Origin of the sequence: Marinobacter sp., assembly GCF_041690615.1 — a bacterium.
In the GTDB taxonomy this organism is placed as follows: domain Bacteria; phylum Pseudomonadota; class Gammaproteobacteria; order Pseudomonadales; family Oleiphilaceae; genus Marinobacter.
This window is the reverse complement of the sequence record NZ_JAWLGY010000005.1, coordinates 134,886-156,194: the sequence shown is the minus strand read 5'-3', so window position 1 is coordinate 156,194 and position 21,309 is coordinate 134,886. Positions and strand designations below refer to the sequence as shown.

Genomic DNA, 21,309 nt, shown 5'->3' with positions numbered 1-21,309 from the left:
CCACGTCACCCTGAGGCTGACAAATCAATGGATAGTGCGTAATAAACCGGGAGAGGTCAGAAGGTCCAGCGCAGGTTGAGGGCAGCGCCCTCGTTGATCAGGGCAACCGAGTGGTCCGGACGGGCCGAGTCTGAGGCGTAGCGACGGCCATGGGTTGTCGCTGAAGTGGACAGACGCCAGCTCAGCAGGCGGGAACCCAGATCAAGCAGGGCATCCTCATTGTCATAGATAAAGTCTCCGGACATCCGGTCCTGGATTTCAGAAGGGTCGCCGGTGTATATCTCTGTGGGCAGCGCCTCTCGTTCACCAGCCTCTGCACGGACGACAAAGGCCACCGTGTTCAGTATCAGAAGGGCTACGAAGAGGCGAAGAATCATGATGTGCCTGCCTGCAAGATCACTTGTGAAATGGATTTAACAATTATGACCAAAGTCTAACCGTTTACACACAGAACTCTGTGACTGGAAGCACAGCAGGCGGGGTATTTCGGAAACCGTTTGTCGCCGGATGTAACACAATGTATCTGCCCCCGGAAACAGATCACGAAGTGCCTGTTTCCGGGGTCTCATTACGGTTGGCGGAGGGCCGCAAGGGGCTTGTTCAGGGGCAGGGGTAAGTGAACTCCTGGTGCAACTCTTCCAGTGCACCGAGCGTCTCGTCCCTGAGGGCAACATCCACCGAACCGATGTTTTCCCGCAGCTGGTCCATGGTCGTGGCGCCAATGATGTTGCTGGTTACAAAGGGGCGACTGTTGACCCAGGCAAGGGCCAGATGGGCCGGTGTCAGGCCATGGTCTTTCGCCAGGTCGCAGTATGCCCGGATCGCCTTTTCCGCCCGCTCACCCTGGTAGCGCACAAAGCGATTGAACAGTGTAATACGGCTATTCTCAGGTCTTTGCCCATCCAGGTACTTGCCGGTCAGCATGCCGAACGCCAGCGGGGAATAGGCCAGCAGCCCCACATCTTCGCGATGAGCCACTTCCGCCAGGCCCTGCTCGAACGTGCGGTTAAGCAGGTTATAGGGGTTCTGGATGGATACCGGGCGGGGCCAGCCTTTCTGCTCGGCCAGCTGCAAGTATTTCATCGTGCCCCAGGGCGTTTCGTTGGACAGGCCAATGTGGCGGATCTTGCCTTCACGGACGAGCTCCTGGAGAGCGCCCAGGGTTTCCTCGATGGGCGTGAAATCCTCATTCTCGCGATGACGATATCCCAGCTTGCCGAAGAAGTTGGTATGCCGGTCAGGCCAGTGCACCTGGTACAGATCAATGTAGTCAGTCTGAAGGCGCCTGAGACTGGCGTCACAGGCTTCACGGATGTGTTCCCGGGTCAGACGCGGGCCGTTTCTCAGGTAGGTGAGCCCGTTACCGGGGCCCGCCACCTTGGACGCAATCACCAGGTCATCCCGGCGCCCCCGCCGGGCCAGCCAGTTGCCCAGGTACTGCTCGGTCAGGCCCTGGGTTTCCGCCCTCGGTGGCACCGGGTACATTTCGGCCGCATCGATGAAGTTGATACCTTCACCGGTGGCATAGTCCAATTGCTCGAAAGCTTCCTGCTCGGTGTTCTGCTCCCCCCAGGTCATGGTACCCAGACAGATCAGGCTCACATCCAGATCGGTACGCCCCAGTCTTCGCTTTTCCATCCTTCCTCCTACGGCTTGATTGATTGCAGTCTGTACGCCCGGGTCAGTCCTGGCGCGGGTTTCAAGGGAATGTCACAGCATTGAAGTCTGACTGTCATATTTCATTTCCATAGTGAGTACATGGAAAACCAGTCAGATGTCTCGTTTCAGCCAGTTGTCTCGCAAGTGGACCAAGAGGTTAACCGCAACCGCCGGAATCATCCAGCAAGGTCTCTGAATGAACACAGTCAGTAACCCGCCCGCTACTCGCCGGATCACCATCGTCTCGGAGACCTTCGCTCCGGAGATCAACGGCGTGGCCAACACCCTGAAACATCTGTGCCGGGGGCTGTGTGCACGGGGTCATGAGGTGCAGGTGGTACGGCCAGCCCAGGCGGGCGACAAGGATGTGGGTGAGCACCCCGAGCCTGGCAGCGTTCTACACCATAACCTGGTAAGGGTAGCCGGCCTGCCCCTGCCAGGCTATCCGGGCCTGCAATTCGGGCTTACTCGCAGGCAGCGCCTGTCTGCCCTGTGGCGGAAAAAGCGTCCCGACCTGGTCTACGTGGCAACCCAGGGCCCTCTCGGGCTGGTGGCCGTTGCCGCCGCCAGGGAGCTGGGCATTCCCGTCTGCTCGGGCTTCCACACTAACTTCCACAGCTACAGCCGGCATTACCATGCCGCGTTTCTGTCACGGCTGCTGGAGCGTTACGGGCGCTGGTTTCATAACCGTACCGCCCTCACTCTGGTGCCAACCCGGGCCATGGCCACCCGGGTCCAGGCCATGGGAATCCATCCGACAGGACTCTGGAGCAGGGGCGTGGACTGCCAGCTGTTCGCCCCCGGCAAGCGTGACCCGGACTTGCGCCAGGCGTGGGGACTCCAGTCCCGGGACCGGGCCGTGCTCTATGTGGGCCGGCTGGCATCGGAGAAAAACCTGCAACTGGCGGTTTCCTGTTTCGAGCGGGTGCGCGCCCTGCACCCCAGCGCGAAGTTCATTCTGGTCGGCGACGGACCACAACGGAAACGATTGCAGGCGAAACACCCGGAGTATGTATTCTGTGGCATCCGCAAGGGGGAAGACCTGGCCCGGCACTACGCTTCCGGCGACCTGTTCCTGTTCCCCAGCAAGACCGACACCTTCGGCAATGTGGTGACCGAAGCCATGGCCAGCGGGCTTGCGGTGGTGGCTTTTGACGATGCTGCCGCCAGCGAGCATATCCGTCATCAGGAGAATGGCATGGTCGCCGCCCTTGATGACGATGAGGCCTTTGTGGAGCACGCCCTGACCCTGGCCCAGCAAAACACTCTGCTGGCCAATATCCGCCAGCAGGCCCGACTGGACGCCCTGGACCTGGACTGGGCCAGCCAGGTGGAACAGTTCGAGCAACTCACCCTCACCCTCAACAGGAGGGACCGCTACCATGCCGTCACCCCGGGTATCCCGCTTCTTTGATCAGGTCGACCAGGCAGAGTTTGCCTTCTGCCGAAGGATTAACCGCAGCCTGCGCTTCCGGCCGGTCACCACGCTGTTCAAGGTGGTCAGTCGCCTGGGCGATGGCTGGCTCTGGTACCTGCTGATCCTGTCATTGCCGCTGATCCATCCTGATGAGGGCCTGGCCATTGCGCTGCTGATGACAGGGGCGGGACTGACCTGCACCCTCGCCTACAAGTACCTCAAACGAACCCTGGTACGGGAACGACCGTTCACCTCGTTTCCAGCCATTCATTGCGGCATACCGCCGCTGGACCGGTACAGCTTCCCCTCCGGCCATACCCTGCATGCGGCCTGCTTCACCATTGTGCTGGCACTGACCCTGCCTGCCCTGGCGTTGGCGGTACTCCCGTTCACCCTGGCGGTAGCGGCCTCGCGGGTTGTGCTCGGCCTCCACTACCCCAGTGATGTGCTGGCAGGCGCCGTCATCGGGGGCGTCATTGGTTTAGCCTGGGTAAGCCTTGGGGCCGGTCCGTTGCTGGCGATCTTCGCCGCTGCCACAGCCGGGTGACACCGCGGCTCTATTCAAACAGTCGCAACTGGGTCACCGGCGCGCTGTCTTCCCGGAACCGTACGCCCACCCCCAGCAGCCGCACAGGCCGCTGCTCGTCGGTCACCAGCTCATCCAGCAAGGGCAGAAACTCCCCCGCTGCCGGCATGGCGTCCGGCCCCGGGTCCCGCACCCGCTCAAGGGTATGGGTGGAAAAATCGCTATAGCGGATCTTGATGAACAGCTTGTGCAGGGGCTTGTGGCTGCCCTTACGTTCCAGCCGGCGGTGAAGGTCATCCACCAGGTCGGTCATCACCTGCCGGCAAGCCTCCTTGCCCGGCAGATCCCGGGAGAAGGTGCGCTCAACACTCACCGACTTGGCCACCCGGGTCACCACCACCGGGCGATCATCCCGGCCATGGGCCATATGCCATAGCCGGAGGCCCTGTTTACCGAACAGGCGGACCAGTTCCGCCTCACCGGCCTCCTTCAGGTCACCGCAGGTCTGCAGACCGCGGTCGTGGAGCTTGCCGGCGGTTACCGGTCCGACACCAGACAGTTTCTCCACCGGTAAAACCCTGACGAAGTCGTCCACCTGATCCGGGGTTATCACGAACAGCCCGTCAGGCTTGTTCCAGTCGCTGGCAATCTTGGCAAGAAACTTGTTGGATGCTACCCCGGCGGACACCGTGATACCGATGCGCTTGCGCACCTGTTCCCGGATATGGCGCGCCATCAGGGTGGCACTGCCCTGAAACGCCTCCACCTCGCTGACGTCCAGGAAGGCCTCATCCAGGGACAGGGGTTCCACCAGGTCAGTCAGCTCCCGGAAAATGGCCATCACCTGCCGCGACACCTCCCGGTAACGGGGCATGTCCAGCGGCACCATGACCAGGTCCGGGCACAAACGCCGGGCCTCGCCGCCGGGCATGGCCGAGCGCACGCCGAAAGCCCGGGCGCGGTAGTTGCAGGTGGTCACCACGCCACGTCCACTCTGGCCACCCACGGCGATGGGCACGTCCCGTAACGAGGGATCGTCCCGCATTTCCACCGCGGCATAGAAGCAGTCGCAGTCGATGTGGATGATCTTGCGCACCAGGTTCCGGTAGCCTCTGTATAAACGTACAGCCTTGTATCTTACGCCCTGTTGCCGAGAATGTCAGACATTTGCAGGCCATTCCCGGCACAGGAACCTGAAACCATGAATGATGAATTCTCCGGCCAGACCCGCACCGAAATCGAGGCGGCGGCCTTCCGCCGGCTGGTCAGCCATCTGCAGACCCATACCGAAGTACAGAACATTGACCTGATGAACCTGGCCGGCTTCTGCCGTAACTGCCTGTCCAAATGGATGCGCGCGGAGGCCGAAGACCGTGGCGTACCCCTGACTGACGCCGAGGCCCGGGAACATATTTACGGTATGCCCTATGACGTCTGGAAAGACAAATACCAGCAGGGCCCGAAACAGGCTCACGGCGGAGACCACAAGGGATGAACATCAATGAGGCCCTGAACATCCACCTGGCGTCACTGGAAGCCGGCCACTCGGATTTCGAGGACACCCTTGCCCTGGTTGCCCGGCATTTTGACTACGCCGCTACTGGCTTCCGCAATGGCCCGCTGTACAATGCCCCGGGCGAAAATGAGGGCTCTTGCAAGGTCTTTGCCATTGCGCAGTTCGGCAATCTGACGGAAGCCCGGACACTCACACTGTTTGGCCGCCATTACCGTGACGTGCTCGCTGATGCTGCGGGCACCAGTCATGGCAATATCCGTCAGTTCATGACGACCGGCTGGTCCGGAATCGTTTTTGACGGCCCTGCCCTGAGGCCCAAGACCACCACTTCACTCCAGGACACGCAAGCATGACCGACGCGCCGCAGGCCAGTGACCGGCCCGCCTTTCTGCTCAAGGGCACCACGGTATCCCTGACCGCCCTTGAGCTGGCCTATTTCGATGAGGACTCCTTCGAGGCAGCCCTGCGGGAGAAAATCCGGCAGGCACCGGGATTCTTCCGGGATATCCCGATTATGATCAGCCTCGAACACTACGATGGCCCTACTGCCGAGCTGGACTTCTTCAAGCTACTGGGTATCTGCCGGCGCCATAATATCCACGTGGTAGGTGTGCGCGGCGGCGATGAGGACCAGCGGCGCCTGGCCCGCCACGCAGCCATCGCGCTGTTGCCGGGCAGCAGCCGCCAGGAAAGGCCCCCGTCACCGGAAACCCGACCGGAAACCGACGCCCCGGCGGAAGCCGAACTGGATAGCCCGGACTCCGGAAACGCCCCCGTCACCCCGGCACCAGCCCGCGTCGTGTCCCAGCCGGTACGATCCGGCCAGCAGGTCTACGCCCCTGAAGGGGATTTAATTATCCTCGCGCCGGTTCAGGCTGGCGCCGAAGTACTGGCGGCAGGTAACATTCATGTCTACGGCCCCTTGCGTGGCAGAGCGCTTGCCGGCGTCCATGGCCAGGAAGAGGCACGGGTATTCTGCCAGTCACTGGAGGCAGAGCTTGTGTCCATTGCCGGCCACTATAAAATCTCGGAAGATCTGCAGGAACGTGGCTGGAAAGCCCCGGTGCAGATCCAGCTCAGGGACGACCTGCTGGTGGTCACACCACTTGACCGTTCCCCGGGCTGACGCCCCCTGACATAACATCAATCATCAGCAGACAGGACCGCAACCTTGGCTAGAATCATCGTTGTCACATCAGGAAAAGGCGGGGTCGGCAAGACCACCACCAGTGCTTCCATCAGTACCGGTCTGGCCCGCCGTGGTCACAAGACCGTGGTGATCGATTTCGACGTGGGCCTGCGTAACCTGGACCTGATCATGAACTGTGAGCGCCGGGTGGTGTATGACTTCGTCAACGTCATCCAGGGCGACGCCAGCCTCAACCAGGCCCTGATCCGGGACAAGCGGGTCGACACACTGTACATCCTGCCCGCCTCCCAGACCCGCGAGAAAGAAGCCCTGACCAAGGAAGGGGTGGAGAAGGTCATCAACGAACTGTCGGAAACCTTCGACTACATCGTGTGCGACTCTCCTGCCGGCATTGAGCATGGCGCACTGATGGCCCTGTACTACGCCGACGAGGCAATCGTGGTCACCAACCCGGAGGTTTCCTCGGTGCGGGATTCCGACCGCATTCTCGGCATCCTGCAGAGCAAGTCCCGTCGGGCCGAGATGGGTCAGGACCCGGTGAAGGAGCACCTGCTGCTGACGCGGTACAACCCCGATCGCGTCGAGAAGGGCGAAATGCTCTCGGTGGCGGATGTGGAGGAGATCCTCGCCATACCCCTGCTGGGCGTTATCCCCGAGTCCCAGGTGGTACTCAACGCCTCCAACCAGGGCACGCCGGTCATTCTTGAAGACCAGAGTGATGCGGGCCAGGCCTATGACGACGCCGTCGCACGACTCCTGGGTGAGGAGCGGGAACACCGCTTCATGAGCTCCCAGAAGAAAGGCTTTTTCGCACGGATGTTCAAGGGGTAAACAGGATGAGCTTCCTCGATTATTTCCGGTCCCGCAAGAACACGGGATCGGCCAATGTTGCCAAAGAGCGGCTGCAGATTATCGTGGCCCACGAGCGGGGCAAGCGCGACCAGCCCGACTACCTGCCCGAGTTGCAGCGGGAACTGGTTGCCGTGATTCGCAAATACGTGCAGATTGACGATGACCAGGTGCAGGTAGAAGTGGACCGTAACGACGACTGCTCCGTTCTGGAGCTGAACGTTACCCTGCCTGAACGCCGATAAGCCTGGCGGGCCCGGTCTGACCGGGCCCGCCATCCGCAAGGAAGGGAGATCCATGACCGTACTCGCCCGCGACATCATGACGCCAAGCGTCAAGGCGGTGCCCGCCTCCTGGACCATGGACCGCCTTGCCCGTTTTCTCACCGAGAACGAAATTACCGGAAGTCCGGTGGTGGACGACCATGGCGATATTGTCGGCATCGCCACCCTCAAGGACATTGCCGAATTCCGCTGGTCCTCCGACCGCAAACCCAGGGCCTGGGCCAGGCTGACCCCGGAAGAACAGAAAGAAGTCCGCCGTCTGCGGATGGCAATCCTGGAAGAAATGACCCGTTTACCGGTAGAGGTTCGCGATATCATGACGCCACAGGTGTTTTCAGTTGACGAGTCGACCCCGGTGCGAGACATTGCGGATATCATGATGGGAGAACACCTGCATCGCATCTTCGTCACAAAGGACAAGAAGATCACCGGTATCATTACGACCTATGACATGCTGAAACTGATATCCGACCGGTCCCTGACCCGGCGCTGCGCCGAGGGCGAGTGAACTGCGCATTCACTCCCGGGGACCTGGAGACCGCAAGACGCCTGCCAGAGAGGTATCGCGCCCTATGCCCAGAGCACCGCAAGCTCGCCGTAAAATGTACGTTCTCGACACCAACGTCCTGATCCACGACCCCAACGCCCTCCTCAATTTCGAAGAACACGATGTCATCCTGCCGATGACCGTCCTGGAAGAACTCGACAGCCTCAAGTCCGGCAAGCAGGCAGTTGCCGCAGACTGTCGCCAGGCGATCCGCAATATCGACAAACTGCTGGGCAATGCCAGCCCCAAAGACATCGAAAAGGGCGTGCCCATTGTGCGGGCCAGGAAGGCGAAGCCCCTGGGCACTCTTTCCATACTGATGAGCACTGGTAACGCAGGCAGCCATTCCCTGCCCGAGCACCTGAACGACAACAAGATCATCAACACCCTGGCGGAGCTGCAGTCCCGCTACAAGGCCCGTGACATCATTCTGGTCAGCAAAGACATCAACATGCGGCTGAAAGCCCGCGGGTTTGGTGTCGAGGCCCAGGACTATCACAACGACCAGCTCCTCGATGATATCGACCTGCTCCCCAAGGGCTACCACGAGTTCCCCAACTCCTTCTGGGACAAGATCGAGAAGGTGGAGACCGTTCAGCGGGAGGCGGTGACGGAGCATATCCTGCGCCGTGAGGGGGAGCTGAAGAATCTCAATATCAATGAATTTGTTATCGACCAGCTGGGCTTTATCGGCAAGGTCGTGGATGTGGATGATGACACCCTGGTGCTGCAGGACCTGCACCGGCAGGACCTGCTGGATGAGGAAGTCTGGGGACTGGTACCACGGGATATCTACCAGGCCATGGCCCTGAACCTGTTACTGGACCCGGAGGTGCACCTGGTGAACCTGACCGGCTCTGCCGGCTCGGGCAAGACCATCCTGGCCCTGGCGGCGTGCATTGAAATGACCGTGGCCAGCAAGCTGTACAAGCGCATCATCGCCACCCGCTCCACCCAGGGCCTGGACGAGGACATCGGCTTTCTGCCGGGCACCGAGGCGGAGAAGATGGAACCCTGGCTGGGTGCCATCGTGGACAACCTGGAGGCACTCCACGAGGATGACGAGAACATGACCGCCAGCGTGGACTATATCCTCAGCAAGGTGCCCCTGCACTTCAAGTCCATGAACTACATCCGGGGCCGCAGCTTCCAGCACTCGCTGATCATCATCGACGAGTCCCAGAACCTCACCCCCCACCAGATCAAGACCATTATCACCCGGGCGGGCAACGGCTCGAAGGTGATTTGCCTGGGCAACCTGGCCCAGATCGATACCCCCTACCTGAGCGCCCTGAGTTCAGGCCTTACCTACATGACAGAGCGCTTCAAGGGCTTTCGTCATGGCGGCCATATTCACTTGCAGGGTGTGCCGCGGTCAGTACTGGCAGAGTACGCGGAAGCGAATTTGTAGAGTGTGTCAAAACCGTTTGCAGCCACGCACTTCAGCGGATCACGAATCCGCTGAAGCCTCTGCTGGCCGGGCGGGTTTCTGTTCGGACAGCGCTGACCTTTGCCGCAGGGGGGCCCTGCCAGCACCACTCTTCCAGATCATCCAGTGCCTGCACCGAACCTTCCGCAACGATTTCCACCCGGCCATCGGGCAGGTTCCGCACGTAGCCTTCAAGGCCCAGCTCGCTGGCCTGTCGCTCGGTGTACGCCCGGTAGGACACACCCTGAACAAGGCCTTCCACCATCAGGTGACGCTGTTGGGTAGCCATCAGTCGACCTCCTGTGATTGCAGCAGTTCCACCCGGCCCCGGGCCAGCCGTACCCGGCCGTGGCGCTCAAAATCCTTCAGCAAACGGCTCACTACCTCCCGCGCAGTGCCCAGCTCCACCGCCAGTTCCTGGTGGGTAATCAGGGCCGGCCGGCCGCTGGCGTGGACCTTCAACCAGTCCAGCAGACGTTGATCCAGCCGGCCAAAAGCCACCTCTTCCACCAGTAACATAAGATCGTCCAGGCGCCTGCCATAGGAAGCCATTACCTGTTGCCGGAATTCTGGGGACGCTGCCATCAGCCGGTCAAAGGCCTGGCGCGGCATCAGCAGTGCTTCCGTGGGCTCTTCCACATGGGCCTCTGCCCGATAGCCACGGCCGGCCATAAGACAGCCAATGGACAGCGTGCAGAGGTCATCCGGCCCCATACGATAAAGCACGATGCCGTGCCCGGACGCCCCCAGCATCTGCACACGGACCGACCCGCTGATGACCATCGGCAGGCCCCGGCAGCCGTCGCCGGCGCGGAAAACCACGTCGCCGGCGGACAAGTGAATCAGTTGGGCATGTTGTTCCACCTCGGCCCGTAATCCGGAGGGCAGGCATTCAAGTAAAGCGTGCTGAGCGGTCACTGGATCTTCCTGTTCGATGAGGTAGTGCCATGTCGGGTCAATTTGACCTGCTCGCGCCAGTGGGCGCAGTTGAATGTGACTTTATCACTGAGCACCACATGCCGTCAGCGTAGAGTGATAGTCACACACACCACGCAAGGAGTGACATCATGACCAAGAATATGGGCAGCGCGGATCGGGTGATCCGCGTTATTATCGGGCTGGTTCTGCTGAGCCTGGTCTTCGTCGGACCTCAGACTCCCTGGGGCTGGATCGGGATTATTCCGCTGGTAACCGCCGCCATCGGCGTGTGCCCGCTGTATTCCATCGTCGGCATCAAGACCTGCCCCACAAAGCGGTCGTAAGGCGGCATTAAATCAGGCTGGCTTTTGCCCGACCGGTTATCCGGCCGGGCTGGTTTTGTTACCTGACATCACATCCCGCTGCGTTCAGCAGACCGGTGATGGAGCAGGCCGCACCGGCATCGCGATGGGTATCACTCTGCTCAGGAGAGTGAAAACGTTCATCCTCCGGCGCCAGCTGATACGCACAGGAATAAGCCTGGCCGGCTGCCCGCGGGCACTGGCTGCGCTCCAGGGCAACACCAAAGTTGTGCCAGCCCGGCGCGGAACCCGGATGGAAAGTCAGCACCTGACGAAAGGCCTCGTCGGCATCGCCCCACTGCTCTGCGGAAAGCAGATAATTGGCATGTGCAAAGCCGGCGGCGAGGCTATCAGGCCAGGCGTCAACCGCAGCCCGGTAGGAGACTTCCGCACTGCTGATCTGGCCCACTTCTTCCAGATCATGGGCGGCTCGCACATAGGTTACCGGTTTCGCCGTAGCGGGGATTTCACCCGGCGACAGAATGACCCGCGCCCATCGGCCGGCCCGTTTCCAGGTGTTGTCGAATGAGCGGAAAGGCTCTCGGACCTGTTCTTCGGTGCCTGAGTGAAGGATAAACTCCTGCTCCTCAAGATCGTAGCCAATCACCACGGCAAAGTGCCACTGGGGCCACCAGTCCAGGCGCAGGTTCTGGAAAACAAGCACGGGGTTGCCGGCGTCTACCTCCCGGATCACCGCCTCAAGGTCCTTTTCAAGGGGATAGACCAGCATACCTTCAGCCCGGGCGGCGGCTACCATCTCCACCTGCAGACTGCCCTTGCGGCCCGGCAGATAGACCCGGTCAATCATATCGGATAGCGAAACGCCCGCACCCCGATGGTTCAGGCTCATCGCCAGGGCCGCCGGTCCGCACTGGTAGTCTTCCTGTGGGTAGAAGGGTACGGAATCAATCAGCGCCTGTCCTGCCACACCGCTCTGATCATAGGTTTCCGGGCCCGGGTAATGACCCGGTCCGGCACAGCCGGTAACCAGCAGCACAAGCAGCGAAAGGATGCCGGCCCGCATGGGGCCGGCGTTAATGAACGACATGGCGTCAGTTGACGCAGTTGACGAAGCTGTAGATATTGGTCGCACAAAGCATATCGGTGACGATAAACACCAGCAGGAACAGCACGATGATGCCCACCACGCTGCCGACACCGGCACCTGCGGGCGATTCATCCAGTGCCTGGTTGAACTCCGACAGCTCCTCGGCGGTCAGGTTATCGATGCGCTGCTCGACCTGATCCGGGTCAACGCCCAGGGAAGCGAGTTTTTCCTGTACCTCACCCGTGGCCAGCATCGCCTTCAGCTCGGCGCGATCCACTCTCACCTGCTCCGATTGCAGCACTTCAGCCGTGGATACCGGTTCTGTCGGCACCCCACCGCCCTGGGCAAAGGCCATGCCGGTGGTCGTCAGACTCATCAGTACGATCATGATCAACGCCACAGGGCGACGGAGGGCTTTCCTAACGTCCATAATTGTTTCCTTATTGTGAAGGTCATGATTTCACGGCAGATTTGCCCGAACCGGACAAAAGCCACACACTGTTTCATCATGGACCAGCGCTGTTGAAATGTATAGCAAAGTGACGCAACCGCAATCTTCCCGGGCCTTGTCACCCGGCGCCTTCCCTCCGCAAATCTCCAGGACGACCACAACAGCAGTTGACCTCCAAAGGCCATTCGCCTACTTTCGAATAGCCTACTAACAAGAACCACGGTAAACACGATGAACACCCCTGCCCGCCCGCCGATGCCCCTGATGATTGTTATCGGCATGATGTGCACCATTACTCTGGTCGTCTTTGCCCGCCTGGCCTATGGCCTGGTGGTTCCCGGCATGCGGGAAGGCATGGGCATCAGCTATGCCCAGGCCGCCAACCTGGGCACGGTCACCGCACTGGGGTATCTGGCCCTGCTGATGGTCGCCGGGGTGTTCGCATCGCGATACGGTGGCAAGCAGGCCATCCTGATCGGTCTGGGTTTCGCGGCTATTGGCTTTACCGGCATGGCACTGTCCGGAAGCTACCTCCTGAGTATGGTGATGATGGCTTTTCTCGGGTTCGGCACGGCCTTCGGCTATACGCCGCTGATTTCCCTGCTGGGCAGCTGGTATCCGGAAAAGCGTGGTGCGGTCATCGGCTTCGCCAACGGCGGTGTGGGGCTGGGACTGTTTATTGCGGGTGTGCTGGTGCCCTGGCTGACCACTGCCTGGCCGGAAAGCGGCTGGCGGCTGGTCTGGGGTGTGTTCGCCATGGCGGCGGTTACCGTTTCCATCGTGGTGGCCCTGTTCCTGCGGAACCCGCCCGGGGCCGGGGGCAGTGGCGGCCCTGACGACCCGGTACCGGCAGCCCGCTCGGGAGTCTACCGGAACCCCCACGTGATCAACGTGGGCCTCATCTATGGCATCGTCGGGCTGACCTACATTGTCCAGACCATCTTCATGTTCAGCTTCGCTATCGAGTCAGGTGTCCCTGCGCTGACGGCAGGGCGGATGGCATCGTTGATGGGGTTGCTGGGCCTGGTGGCGGGCCCCTTCTGGGGCTGGATTTCAGATCGTATCGGGCGCTCCAACTCGCTGGTTCTGTGTATGGCCTTCAGTGCCGGCGCCATGGCCCTGCCGGTGTTGTCCCCCACCCTGCCGGCCTTCGCTGCCCATTTCTTCATCCTTGGCCTGTGTGTCTCCGGCCTGTTTACTTCGGTACTGGCCGCTTCCACGGAAACCGTTCATCCACGGCTGGCTCCGGTGGCAGTGAGTTTTGTCACCCTGTTCTTTGCCGTGGGGCAGCTTATTGGCCCGGCGGCCGCCGGCGTTATTATCGAGGTCGCCGGATTTGCCCGGGTATTCACCATCACCTCATCCCTGATGGCCTTCGGTGTCCTGCTGTGCTGGTATAGCCGGCACAGTCAGCAACGGATGACCGCACCGGCGCGGGTCTGAGGGCGGATGCGAGCGCTCCCCTACGATCAGCTCAGAAAGCAGGTCGCCGCTGGACCTAAGGTATCATTGGCTAACGACGAACCTGAACTTCAGGGCCAGCCAGGTGGGCCAGCAGCGGGTTTGCCCGCCAGATCCGGCCACGTAGTGCGGCACCAATCACCAGCCCGGTGATAAAGCCGCCGATGTGCGCCCAGTAGTCCACGCCCTGCTCCCCCAGCAGCATGCCGGCAAGATTCAGGCCCAGCCAGATGGCGAAGTACCAGGCCACTGCCAGCTTCTTTTGCCAGACCACGAACATGAAGGTCAGGCTGGCGTTGGGAAACCATAGCAGGTACATGCCGAATAGCCCGGCAATGGCACCGCTGGCGCCGACCGACGGGATGGTGCCTCCCAGGTTGGCCGCCACGCTGACCAGACCAGCCAGCACACCGCAGAGCAGATAGAGGCCCAGAAAGCGGCCGTGACCCAGGGCGTCTTCCAGGTTGTCTCCGGTCACCCAGAGAAAATACATGTTGCCGGCCAGATGTAACCAGCTGCCATGGAGGAAAGTCGCCGTCACCAGGGTCCACCAGTCCTGCCCGGTCTGGATTTCGGCCGGGGTCACAGCAAACTGCTCGATGATCTGCCATGCGGTCCGGTCATCGAAGGCATAGCCGGTAAAGATAACGGTGTTGAGGATAATCAGCACCAGGGTTACCCAGGGAGTACGCCGGGCCCGGACGTTGTATTCGACCGGCATACGCAGGAAAAACTCGAACACCCAGGTCTTCCAGGACGGCTTGCGGTTCATCTCTTCCAGGGCGTGCTTGATGGCCGAGGAGTTCACGACCCGGGAGACCGTTTCCTCCGACGCCCAGGCCCCAGAGCAGGCCACGCATACTTTCAGGTCCACGCGGAATTCCTCCAGCAGATGAAAAACCTGCAGGCGCCTACCACAGTCGGGGCAATCACATTTTGCCGGGCGCTGATGGGCCCCGAGGTTTTGGGTGTAGTCCGCTTCCGCCACCTGGTCGCACTTCGCCGCAATCAGGTTGTCCAGATCGCTTTTCTCAAACCAGACGCCGCCACACTGCCGGCAGACGTCCACTTCTTCCCCATGGAAGTTGTTGATTTTCAGAGGTGCCCGTTTACAGGTAGGACAATACTTTTTCGAACCCATCTACTCCGTCTCCTTGAGTACAGTCACATCGATACCCTGCTCGGCCAGTTCTCGGGCCAGGCTTTGATAGTTCTTGCGCAGGCCCGGCAGCAGCCGTTCCTCAACCCGGTCCAGCAATTGGTTCATCTGCGTGGCAGCGAACGCCGCGCCGTAAACCCGTCCTTCGGCCTTGCGGATAATGGCATCCGCTTCATGACCGAAACGCCGGGCCCCGGTCAGAAATCCACTGGGCACTTCAAGGGTGTGGGGCGAGTAACGCATGGTGTCCCATACATAGCGGGACAGCACCGGGCGGTTGTTCACCAGCTCGGACTGAGGGGGATTGCGAGACAAGGTGTCACTGGCATAGGCGCGCAGGGTGGCTACATTGTCCAGCAACTCATCGTGCAGGGATTTGCGCAGGTAGTAACTGGATTCCTGGCTGGCAAGGCTGTCGAAGATGATGGCCTGCTTCAGGCCCGCATGGGCGGCGAGGTAGACGCCGATCACGGTTGCTATAACCACAAATAACTGGGCAATCCAGAAGCCGGACTTGCCAAGATCGTCGTGGTCCATGTCTTTCAGCTTTTCCCCGGCACGCTCTTTGATGGCTTTGGTTCTGGCGACAGGTGACTGCACGTATAACCTCCGTAAAAGCTGATACTGGAAGCACTGGATAAATCAAACGACAAGCGAGGACCAGGCAACGCACCCCGGTTAATGGCCCTCAACCGTGTAGGGTGGATAGGCCAGAGACATTCGTAACCGGATCGTACTTTCAGCCAGCCACCCCACGACCAGACCGGCGACCGCGCCATGCGCGGTCAAAAGCATAGTGACACCGCCGGGGTCCAGTATGGCGGGGTCGAATCCCGACCAGAAAGCGAACCACGCTGGCACGCTCAAAGTGCCGCTAATGCCGCCCATAAGCACAAATCCCTTCGGGACATACTGCTTGTGGTGACAGAGCCAGAGACCCCAGACGGATAACAGTATCCCGGCAAGGGCAGCCGGAGGAGCACCGATAAAGTACACGAAAATCAGCGGCCACAAGCTGCCAGCCGCCAGCAGCACCCAGAATCCGACAACGACAGGCCCCACAGCCATGGCCTGGGCCGTAACAAGCAGGGTGGTGACAACGCCGTGCCGGAGAGTAAGTGGCCTTGCTGGGTGGTGATTGAACGGGAGGCGGGCCTGGGCCATTGCGCGATGCAGTGAACCGCCCGCTTCTATGCGGTCCATCGCCTGGCTGGCGGCATCAGAGAACAGTGAATGACCATGACGGTCGATGATTGACTGGTACTTCTCAAGCGCTTCCTCAGTCCGGCCCGCAGCTTCGAGGTCCATGGCGAGGAGGTAGGCCCGCTCGACCGGGGCCGTCACAGGGCGCTGCCGCAGGTGGTTGTACCAGACCCGGCCCGGAGCAGCCCTTGTTTCAGGGCCAAATCAAGGAAGGGAACTGCAAGATCGGGACTCATCCCTGGTCTCCCGGTAACGATTCATGTCATCCATGTAACGGAAGCCGCAATCTTACGACCCCAGCCTCCGCGAAAACGCGCACTGCGTCACACTTTTCAAGGTGTCAGCGACTCAGAACGGAGCGCCCGCTCACCACCGTCCCTGCAGGGTCGCCACAATACGCCGGCCGCCACCCCGGTTACGGTGCTCGCAGAGGTAAATCCCCTGCCAGGTGCCTAGTGCAAGGTGGCCGTCGCTGACAGGGATGGTGAGGCTCGGTCCGATGAGAATGCTTTTGATATGGGCGGGCATGTCGTCGGGGCCTTCGAGGGTGTGCTCATAGTGCGGGGCGTTTTCCGGCACCATGACGTTCAGGTGGCGCTCGATGTCACCTCGCACGTCCGGGTCGGCGTTTTCGTTGATGGCCAATGACGCCGAGGTATGCTGGATGAACAGGTGTAACAGGCCTACCTGGCAGTTGACCAGCTCAGGGCCCCTGGAGAGCACTTCGTTGGTGATAAGGTGGACGCCTCTCGGGTATTCCTGGAGCTGGATGGTTGTCTGGTCCCAGATCATGTTGGCTCCCCTTTCTTGGTCGATTCTGTTCCAGTTCGGGTTCGGGATTTGGGGGCTGGCCGCTGCGGCGGGACAGGTTTTCTCCGCCGCAATTCAGGGGCCGTCCTGGCGCCCGCCTTGCTCCGGGCCATCCATGGCCCTGCTGCGAAAACCTGTCCCGCCACACCGTCCGAGCTGACCTGTCAATTAACGCTGACTTTTACCACCATGGTCAGGACGGGTAATCCGCTTACTTGGGGTCATTGTCCCAAGGATGCACCGGCAGTACCGCCTCTGTCACTTCCGGGTCGAGGGACGAACGGAAGTAGTCCATGGCCTTTTCGGCCTCACCCAGTTCGTCAAACCGGGCAACGTGATAGATGGCTTCGCCCTCGTTCACCAGCGGGAGGTTGTTGACACAGATAACGATGCCGGAGATGGGCGAGACCACGCTTTCTTCAGTCTCACCGAACGGGTCCGCGACCATGGCCAGCCGCTGGCCCTTCCGGACTTTCTGCCCCAGCTTGGCTACCGGGCGCATGATACCGTCGATATCGGCCCTGACCCACGTAGACATGGCCGCCGTTTCCGAGCGTTTGCGGGGGGCTTTCGGGCCCTTTTTGCTGGGGATCATTTCCAACTCACGCATGACGCGGACCACGCCTTTTACGCCGCTGCTGATGACAACATCATCAAATCGCAACGCTTCTCCACCCTCGAAGGTAATCACCGGAATATCCTGGGAGTCGGCGTATTCCCGCAGGCTGCCTTCCCGCAGACTGGCATTGAGGATGATGGGCGCGCCGAAGGCCTCGGCCATACGCACGGTTTCCGGGTTTTTCAGCTCGGCTCGAATCTGCGGCAGGTTAAAGCGATGGATCGCTCCGGTGTGCAGGTCGATAATATGGGTGACCTTCTCCATGATCTGGGTACGCAACAGATAGGCAATGCGCCCGCCCAGGGAGCCACTCTCGCTGCCGGGAAAGCACCGGTTAAGGTCCCGCCGGTCCGGCAGGTAGCGAGTACGCTGCACAAACCCGAAGATATTGACGATGGGTACAGCCACCAGGGTGCCCCGCAGGTGGCGCAGGGCGGAGTTTTTCAGCACCCGGCGGACAATTTCCACGCCGTTGATCTCGTCACCGTGGATGGCACCACACACCATCAGCACCGGGCCGTCGCGACGGCCGTGAACCACTTCCACCGGAATATGCAGGGGCGTATGGGTATAGAGCTTGGCGACGGGCACCTCGACGGTCTGCCGGGTGCCTGCCTTGATTTCAGTGTCCGCAATAACGAAGGGTGCTCGTGCCACAGGTTAGCCTCTGCCTTTGGTTCTTGTTTTCCAGGGTTTCTGGTTCTTCTCGGTCCAGTTGATAATCATGCCCGCGACGTTCTTGCCGGTGGCGTTCTCGATACCTTCCAGTCCCGGGGACGAATTCACTTCCATGACCAGGGGCCCCCGGGAGGAACGCAACAGATCCACCCCTGCCACATTGAGGCCCATGGACTTGGCAGCGGTGATCGCCGTGCGACGCTCTTCCGGCGTAATCCGCACCAGCGATGCGGTGCCACCCCGGTGCAGGTTGGACCGAAACTCCCCTTCGGCGCCCTGGCGCTTCATGGCGGCAATCACCTTGTCACCAATGACGAAGCAGCGAATATCCGCACCACCGGCTTCCTTGATAAATTCCTGCACAAGGATGTCTGCCTTGAGCCCCATAAAGGCCTCGATAACACTCTCGGCGGCCTTGCGAGTCTCCGCCAGCACCACGCCGATGCCCTGAGTGCCTTGCAGCAGCTTGATCACCACCGGAGCACCACCCACCATCTTGAGCAGTTCCGGCACGTTATCCGGCTTGTTGGCAAACCCGGTGACCGGCATGCCGACGCCCTTGCGGGCCAGCAACTGCAACGACCGCAACTTGTCCCGGGAACGGGTAATCGCCACGGATTCGTTGACCGGGAACACTCCCATCATCTCGAACTGGCGCAGTACCGCTGTACCGTAGAAGGTCACCGAGGCGCCGATACGGGGAATCACCACATCGAAGTCTTCCAGCACTTCTTCATGGTAGTGAATCTGCGGCTTGGCCGACGTGATGTTCATGGAGCAGTGCAGCGCGTCAATCACCCGCACTTCATGGCCCCGGTTAATGCCCTCTTCCACCAGGCGACGAGTGGAATACAGGTGCCTGTTTCGGGAGAGAATCGCTATTTTCATTCGTCATTCCTCAGTACCGGTTCTCCGGCGAGATAAGAGGCTTCCGGCATGACCGTGCAGCGGCCTGCCATGGCAGTTCGACCCAGCAGCATACGAAAACGCATGGAGTCACGATTGGTCAGGGTCATTTCGATGGGCCAGCTCTGATCGCCCACCACCACACGGGTCTCGATGACCAGGCGCATTTCCTGGTGCCCACCGGAATCGGTAACGGTGCGCTCATCGATCACTGCCGCATCACACTCCACCACGCTGTGAAGGTTGTGCTGTTCGGGATGCACCCAGAACTTCACACGACGCTGGCCGTTTTCGGTATAGGGTTCGGTACGGAACGTGTGCAGGCACGACGTGCGGGCACCGGTGTCTACCTTGGCCTTGACGCGCTGTATGTCCAGCTCCGGCAACGCCAGCCACTCCCGCCAGCCAAGGGGGACGCGCTCGCTGACACCTTCACCGGGTGCCTGTTTGGGCGGTGAGTTTCCGGGCATCGTCTGGCTCCTTATCGTGTTGTCGGGTCTCGCCCCTGATATCCCGCCGGGGTCGCTGACCAGTGACGTGACACTGGTAGAACTGCGCGCATTAGAAGGCCCAATGCCTTGCCACTCAATACGCATAATTGCCAACGGGGAACTGTCAAAGAATCAATGGACTACAATCACTATAATCCAGCCGGGCAGTTCCGGCGAATAATCCCGTGCCAGTGACATTTCGCCGATATCATCAGGATTAGCCCCATGCCCCACCTGGTCTGGTTCCGTAACGACCTCCGCACCGCCGACAATCCGGCCCTGTCCGCCGCCTGCAGCCGAAGCCGAACTGATAACCAGCCCGTCAGGGCGCTGTTCATCATCACTCCCGGTCAATGGCGGGAGCATGACTGGTCACCTGCCAGGGTGAGGCACATGCTGGGCCATCTGGATGACCTGGGCCATAGCCTGGCGAAGCTGGGGATACCGCTGGATATTCTTGAAGGTGACGACTTCGCCGGGAGCATCCGGCTGCTGACCGATTACTGCTACCAGCATGGCATCCGGGCCCTGCACTTCAATGACGAATACGGGATCAACGAACGCCGGCGGGACAAGCAGGTTCGCGATCAGCTGGTAAAAGTAGAGGTAGCCGTCAATAAATACCGGGACCAGACCGTGGCCCCGGTCGGCACGATACGCACCGGCAAGGACGAACCCTACTCGGTATTCACCCCCTTCTCCCGGCGCTGGCGTCAGTGGATCGAAGACACATCACCTTCGATTTTACCGGTACCTGACCCGACAGCCGAACCATGCCCCTGGAGCGCCCACGGCCACACCCCGGAAAAACTGGGGTTCTGCGCCGCCCCTCCGGCCCTGGTCACGCCCACCGAGAGCGGGGCCCATAATCAGCTCGAGTCCTTCCTCGACGAGCGAGGGGGCAATTACAAGGCGACGCGTGACTTTCCTGCCGTGGACGGTACCAGCCTGGTGTCCCCCTACCTGGCCATCGGCGCCCTGTCCGGGCGCCAGTGCCTGGTAGCCGCCCGGGAAGCCCAGGCGCATGGCGGTAACCAGGAAGGTTTCACCACCTGGATCAACGAGATTGCCTGGCGGGATTTCTACATTCATATCCTCTATCACTACCCACGGGTCAGCATGCACCGGGCTTTCAAACCGGAAACGGAGGCGCTGCGCTGGAACGAGCCAGGGGAGCAGTTCGAGGCCTGGAAGGAGGGGCGTACGGGTATCCCTATTGTGGACGCCGCCATGCGCCAGTTACGGGAAACCGGCTGGATGCATAACCGCCTGCGGATGATTACCGCCATGTTCCTGAGCAAGAACCTGTTTCTCGACTGGCGGCTGGGGGAGGCCTGGTTCATGCAGAACCTGGTGGATGGTTTTCTGGCGTCCAACAATGGCGGCTGGCAATGGAGCGCGTCCACCGGCACGGATGCGGCGCCTTATTTCCGGGTGTTCAACCCAGTGACCCAGAGTGAGCGCTTTGATCCGAAAGGGGAGTTTATCCGTCGCTGGATACCGGAGCTGGCCGAACTGGATAATAAACGGATTCACAACCCAAGTGCCGGGGGTGTGATACCTGGCGGGTATCCTCGCCCTATAGTGGATCTTAAAGAGAGCCGGAAGGAGGCTATTGCCCGGTTTGAGGCATTGAAAAACTAGGTTACTGAACCCGGAGGGTACCAGCCAGACATGAAGCGTGTGGTGGGAGACCTTTTTCCGGGACCGTCGAGCGCCAGGGAAGGCGCTCGTCGAGCCTTACATGGACGTACTTGCGGGCGTGTCCCGTAAAAAGGTATCACTCCACGCGCCACCCCCCGCGTTTGCAGGCCCGCCGGGCTGAG

At 60.7% G+C, this 21,309-nt stretch carries 26 protein-coding genes; 12 read left to right on the top strand and 14 right to left on the bottom strand.

What is annotated here, in order from left to right:
- Nucleotides 1-56: 56 nt before the first annotated feature.
- Together ACESMZ_RS06020 and ACESMZ_RS06015 are read right to left on the bottom strand one after the other, a co-directional pair.
- Entirely contained in the window at nt 57-377 is a 321-nt protein-coding gene (locus ACESMZ_RS06020) for a hypothetical protein (RefSeq protein ID WP_372955945.1), read from the bottom strand.
- A gap of 223 nt (nt 378-600) precedes the next feature.
- Nucleotides 601-1,638 (bottom strand): NADP(H)-dependent aldo-keto reductase, encoded by a 1,038-nt coding sequence (locus ACESMZ_RS06015; RefSeq protein ID WP_372955944.1) that lies wholly within the window; start codon nt 1,636-1,638, stop codon nt 601-603.
- 217 nt (nt 1,639-1,855) lie between these two features.
- Here ACESMZ_RS06015 and ACESMZ_RS06010 point away from each other — a divergent pair, with 217 nt between their 5' ends.
- Together ACESMZ_RS06010 and ACESMZ_RS06005 are read left to right on the top strand one after the other, a co-directional pair.
- Nucleotides 1,856-3,073, top strand: a complete 1,218-nt coding sequence (locus ACESMZ_RS06010; protein ID WP_372955943.1) for a glycosyltransferase family 4 protein — start codon at nt 1,856-1,858, stop codon at nt 3,071-3,073.
- The gene (locus tag ACESMZ_RS06005; protein ID WP_372955942.1) at nt 3,042-3,623 is read left to right on the top strand and encodes a phosphatase PAP2 family protein; all 582 of its coding nucleotides are present in this window, start codon (nt 3,042-3,044) and stop codon (nt 3,621-3,623) included. Before ACESMZ_RS06010 ends, ACESMZ_RS06005 begins: the two co-directional genes overlap by 32 nt.
- 10 nt (nt 3,624-3,633) lie before the next feature.
- Here the strand turns inward: ACESMZ_RS06005 and dinB are convergent, their stop codons facing one another.
- Entirely contained in the window at nt 3,634-4,698 is a 1,065-nt protein-coding gene (dinB, locus tag ACESMZ_RS06000) for a DNA polymerase IV (RefSeq protein ID WP_372955941.1), read from the bottom strand.
- Between the two features lie 105 nt (nt 4,699-4,803).
- Between dinB and ACESMZ_RS05995 the strand changes: the two genes are divergently transcribed.
- The 7 genes from ACESMZ_RS05995 to ACESMZ_RS05965 all read left to right on the top strand — a co-directional run bounded on the left by ACESMZ_RS05995 (nt 4,804) and on the right by ACESMZ_RS05965 (nt 9,359).
- Nucleotides 4,804-5,097, top strand: coding sequence for a DUF1244 domain-containing protein (locus tag ACESMZ_RS05995; protein WP_372972338.1), 294 nt, complete (start codon nt 4,804-4,806; stop codon nt 5,095-5,097).
- A complete protein-coding gene (locus ACESMZ_RS05990) occupies nt 5,094-5,471 on the top strand; it encodes a HopJ type III effector protein (RefSeq protein ID WP_372955939.1) in 378 nt (125 codons plus the stop codon). Before ACESMZ_RS05995 ends, ACESMZ_RS05990 begins: the two co-directional genes overlap by 4 nt.
- Entirely contained in the window at nt 5,468-6,244 is a 777-nt protein-coding gene (gene minC, locus ACESMZ_RS05985) for a septum site-determining protein MinC (protein ID WP_372972337.1), read from the top strand. The genes ACESMZ_RS05990 and minC overlap by 4 nt, the downstream gene beginning before the upstream one ends.
- A 45-nt stretch (nt 6,245-6,289) precedes the next feature.
- Nucleotides 6,290-7,099 carry a septum site-determining protein MinD gene (gene minD / locus ACESMZ_RS05980; RefSeq protein ID WP_091849223.1) on the top strand — a complete coding sequence of 270 codons (810 nt, stop codon included), beginning with the start codon at nt 6,290-6,292 and terminating at the stop codon, nt 7,097-7,099.
- 5 nt (nt 7,100-7,104) lie between these two features.
- A complete protein-coding gene (gene minE, locus ACESMZ_RS05975; protein WP_091849225.1) occupies nt 7,105-7,362 on the top strand; it encodes a cell division topological specificity factor MinE in 258 nt (85 codons plus the stop codon).
- 52 nt (nt 7,363-7,414) lie between these two features.
- Complete coding sequence (locus tag ACESMZ_RS05970) at nt 7,415-7,909, top strand: HPP family protein (RefSeq protein WP_372955937.1); 495 nt, start codon at nt 7,415-7,417, stop codon at nt 7,907-7,909.
- A 64-nt stretch (nt 7,910-7,973) separates the two neighbouring features.
- A complete protein-coding gene (locus tag ACESMZ_RS05965) occupies nt 7,974-9,359 on the top strand; it encodes a PhoH family protein (protein WP_372955936.1) in 1,386 nt (461 codons plus the stop codon).
- Between the two features lie 31 nt (nt 9,360-9,390).
- On the opposite strand, the gene ACESMZ_RS05960 is transcribed toward ACESMZ_RS05965, so the two are convergent.
- Both ACESMZ_RS05960 and ACESMZ_RS05955 read right to left on the bottom strand, forming a co-directional pair.
- Nucleotides 9,391-9,666 carry an acylphosphatase gene (locus tag ACESMZ_RS05960; protein WP_372972336.1) on the bottom strand — a complete coding sequence of 92 codons (276 nt, stop codon included), beginning with the start codon at nt 9,664-9,666 and terminating at the stop codon, nt 9,391-9,393.
- Nucleotides 9,666-10,295: a Crp/Fnr family transcriptional regulator gene (locus ACESMZ_RS05955; RefSeq protein WP_372972335.1), complete on the bottom strand. Its 630-nt coding sequence runs from the start codon at nt 10,293-10,295 to the stop codon at nt 9,666-9,668. The genes ACESMZ_RS05960 and ACESMZ_RS05955 overlap by 1 nt, the downstream gene beginning before the upstream one ends.
- A gap of 149 nt (nt 10,296-10,444) precedes the next feature.
- Here ACESMZ_RS05955 and ACESMZ_RS05950 point away from each other — a divergent pair, with 149 nt between their 5' ends.
- Complete coding sequence (locus ACESMZ_RS05950) at nt 10,445-10,639, top strand: DUF2892 domain-containing protein (RefSeq protein WP_372955933.1); 195 nt, start codon at nt 10,445-10,447, stop codon at nt 10,637-10,639.
- Between the two features lie 58 nt (nt 10,640-10,697).
- Here ACESMZ_RS05950 and ACESMZ_RS05945 read toward each other — a convergent pair whose 3' ends face one another.
- Together ACESMZ_RS05945 and ACESMZ_RS05940 are read right to left on the bottom strand one after the other, a co-directional pair.
- Nucleotides 10,698-11,705, bottom strand: a complete 1,008-nt coding sequence (locus tag ACESMZ_RS05945) for a PA2778 family cysteine peptidase (protein ID WP_372972334.1) — start codon at nt 11,703-11,705, stop codon at nt 10,698-10,700.
- 4 nt (nt 11,706-11,709) lie between these two features.
- Complete coding sequence (locus tag ACESMZ_RS05940; protein WP_372972333.1) at nt 11,710-12,135, bottom strand: PA2779 family protein; 426 nt, start codon at nt 12,133-12,135, stop codon at nt 11,710-11,712.
- Between the two features lie 252 nt (nt 12,136-12,387).
- Between ACESMZ_RS05940 and ACESMZ_RS05935 the strand changes: the two genes are divergently transcribed.
- Nucleotides 12,388-13,599, top strand: coding sequence for an MFS transporter (locus ACESMZ_RS05935; protein WP_372955930.1), 1,212 nt, complete (start codon nt 12,388-12,390; stop codon nt 13,597-13,599).
- A gap of 70 nt (nt 13,600-13,669) precedes the next feature.
- On the opposite strand, the gene ACESMZ_RS05930 is transcribed toward ACESMZ_RS05935, so the two are convergent.
- The 7 genes from ACESMZ_RS05930 to ACESMZ_RS05900 all read right to left on the bottom strand — a co-directional run bounded on the left by ACESMZ_RS05930 (nt 13,670) and on the right by ACESMZ_RS05900 (nt 19,462).
- Nucleotides 13,670-14,758, bottom strand: a complete 1,089-nt coding sequence (locus ACESMZ_RS05930) for a rhomboid family intramembrane serine protease (RefSeq protein ID WP_372972332.1) — start codon at nt 14,756-14,758, stop codon at nt 13,670-13,672.
- Entirely contained in the window at nt 14,759-15,376 is a 618-nt protein-coding gene (locus ACESMZ_RS05925) for a hypothetical protein (protein WP_372972331.1), read from the bottom strand.
- A gap of 78 nt (nt 15,377-15,454) precedes the next feature.
- The gene (locus ACESMZ_RS05920) at nt 15,455-16,120 is read right to left on the bottom strand and encodes a tetratricopeptide repeat protein (protein WP_372972330.1); all 666 of its coding nucleotides are present in this window, start codon (nt 16,118-16,120) and stop codon (nt 15,455-15,457) included.
- 225 nt (nt 16,121-16,345) lie between these two features.
- On the bottom strand, nt 16,346-16,771 hold the full coding sequence (locus ACESMZ_RS05915; RefSeq protein WP_372972329.1) for a secondary thiamine-phosphate synthase enzyme YjbQ: 426 nt from the start codon (nt 16,769-16,771) through the stop codon (nt 16,346-16,348).
- A gap of 229 nt (nt 16,772-17,000) precedes the next feature.
- Nucleotides 17,001-18,065 (bottom strand): succinylglutamate desuccinylase/aspartoacylase family protein, encoded by a 1,065-nt coding sequence (locus ACESMZ_RS05910; protein ID WP_372955925.1) that lies wholly within the window; start codon nt 18,063-18,065, stop codon nt 17,001-17,003.
- 3 nt (nt 18,066-18,068) lie between these two features.
- Entirely contained in the window at nt 18,069-18,974 is a 906-nt protein-coding gene (gene rimK / locus ACESMZ_RS05905; RefSeq protein WP_372955924.1) for a 30S ribosomal protein S6--L-glutamate ligase, read from the bottom strand.
- Nucleotides 18,971-19,462 carry an ATP-dependent zinc protease gene (locus tag ACESMZ_RS05900; RefSeq protein ID WP_372955923.1) on the bottom strand — a complete coding sequence of 164 codons (492 nt, stop codon included), beginning with the start codon at nt 19,460-19,462 and terminating at the stop codon, nt 18,971-18,973. Before ACESMZ_RS05900 ends, rimK begins: the two co-directional genes overlap by 4 nt.
- Nucleotides 19,463-19,708: 246 nt before the next feature.
- Here ACESMZ_RS05900 and phrB point away from each other — a divergent pair, with 246 nt between their 5' ends.
- Nucleotides 19,709-21,127, top strand: a complete 1,419-nt coding sequence (gene phrB / locus ACESMZ_RS05895) for a deoxyribodipyrimidine photo-lyase (RefSeq protein ID WP_372972328.1) — start codon at nt 19,709-19,711, stop codon at nt 21,125-21,127.
- Nucleotides 21,128-21,309 lie beyond the last annotated feature (182 nt).

Bases quoted from the DNA above. Each gene is read 5' to 3' on its own strand.
- ACESMZ_RS05915 (WP_372972329.1), bottom strand. From the start codon at position 16,771: ATGATCTGGGACCAGACAACCATCCAGCTCCAGGAATACCCGAGAGGC.
- ACESMZ_RS05945 (WP_372972334.1), bottom strand. From the start codon at position 11,705: ATGTCGTTCATTAACGCCGGCCCCATGCGGGCCGGCATCCTTTCGCTG.
- minC (WP_372972337.1), top strand. From the start codon at position 5,468: ATGACCGACGCGCCGCAGGCCAGTGACCGGCCCGCCTTTCTGCTCAAG.
- ACESMZ_RS06015 (WP_372955944.1), bottom strand. From the start codon at position 1,638: ATGGAAAAGCGAAGACTGGGGCGTACCGATCTGGATGTGAGCCTGATC.
- ACESMZ_RS05995 (WP_372972338.1), top strand. From the start codon at position 4,804: ATGAATGATGAATTCTCCGGCCAGACCCGCACCGAAATCGAGGCGGCG.
- ACESMZ_RS06005 (WP_372955942.1), top strand. From the start codon at position 3,042: ATGCCGTCACCCCGGGTATCCCGCTTCTTTGATCAGGTCGACCAGGCA.
- ACESMZ_RS06010 (WP_372955943.1), top strand. From the start codon at position 1,856: ATGAACACAGTCAGTAACCCGCCCGCTACTCGCCGGATCACCATCGTC.
- ACESMZ_RS05935 (WP_372955930.1), top strand. From the start codon at position 12,388: ATGAACACCCCTGCCCGCCCGCCGATGCCCCTGATGATTGTTATCGGC.
- ACESMZ_RS05960 (WP_372972336.1), bottom strand. From the start codon at position 9,666: ATGGCTACCCAACAGCGTCACCTGATGGTGGAAGGCCTTGTTCAGGGT.
- ACESMZ_RS06020 (WP_372955945.1), bottom strand. From the start codon at position 377: ATGATTCTTCGCCTCTTCGTAGCCCTTCTGATACTGAACACGGTGGCC.
- ACESMZ_RS05990 (WP_372955939.1), top strand. From the start codon at position 5,094: ATGAACATCAATGAGGCCCTGAACATCCACCTGGCGTCACTGGAAGCC.
- ACESMZ_RS05950 (WP_372955933.1), top strand. From the start codon at position 10,445: ATGACCAAGAATATGGGCAGCGCGGATCGGGTGATCCGCGTTATTATC.
- rimK (WP_372955924.1), bottom strand. From the start codon at position 18,974: ATGAAAATAGCGATTCTCTCCCGAAACAGGCACCTGTATTCCACTCGT.
- ACESMZ_RS05900 (WP_372955923.1), bottom strand. From the start codon at position 19,462: ATGCCCGGAAACTCACCGCCCAAACAGGCACCCGGTGAAGGTGTCAGC.
- minE (WP_091849225.1), top strand. From the start codon at position 7,105: ATGAGCTTCCTCGATTATTTCCGGTCCCGCAAGAACACGGGATCGGCC.
- ACESMZ_RS05965 (WP_372955936.1), top strand. From the start codon at position 7,974: ATGCCCAGAGCACCGCAAGCTCGCCGTAAAATGTACGTTCTCGACACC.
- ACESMZ_RS05970 (WP_372955937.1), top strand. From the start codon at position 7,415: ATGACCGTACTCGCCCGCGACATCATGACGCCAAGCGTCAAGGCGGTG.
- phrB (WP_372972328.1), top strand. From the start codon at position 19,709: ATGCCCCACCTGGTCTGGTTCCGTAACGACCTCCGCACCGCCGACAAT.
- ACESMZ_RS05930 (WP_372972332.1), bottom strand. From the start codon at position 14,758: ATGGGTTCGAAAAAGTATTGTCCTACCTGTAAACGGGCACCTCTGAAA.
- ACESMZ_RS05940 (WP_372972333.1), bottom strand. From the start codon at position 12,135: ATGGACGTTAGGAAAGCCCTCCGTCGCCCTGTGGCGTTGATCATGATC.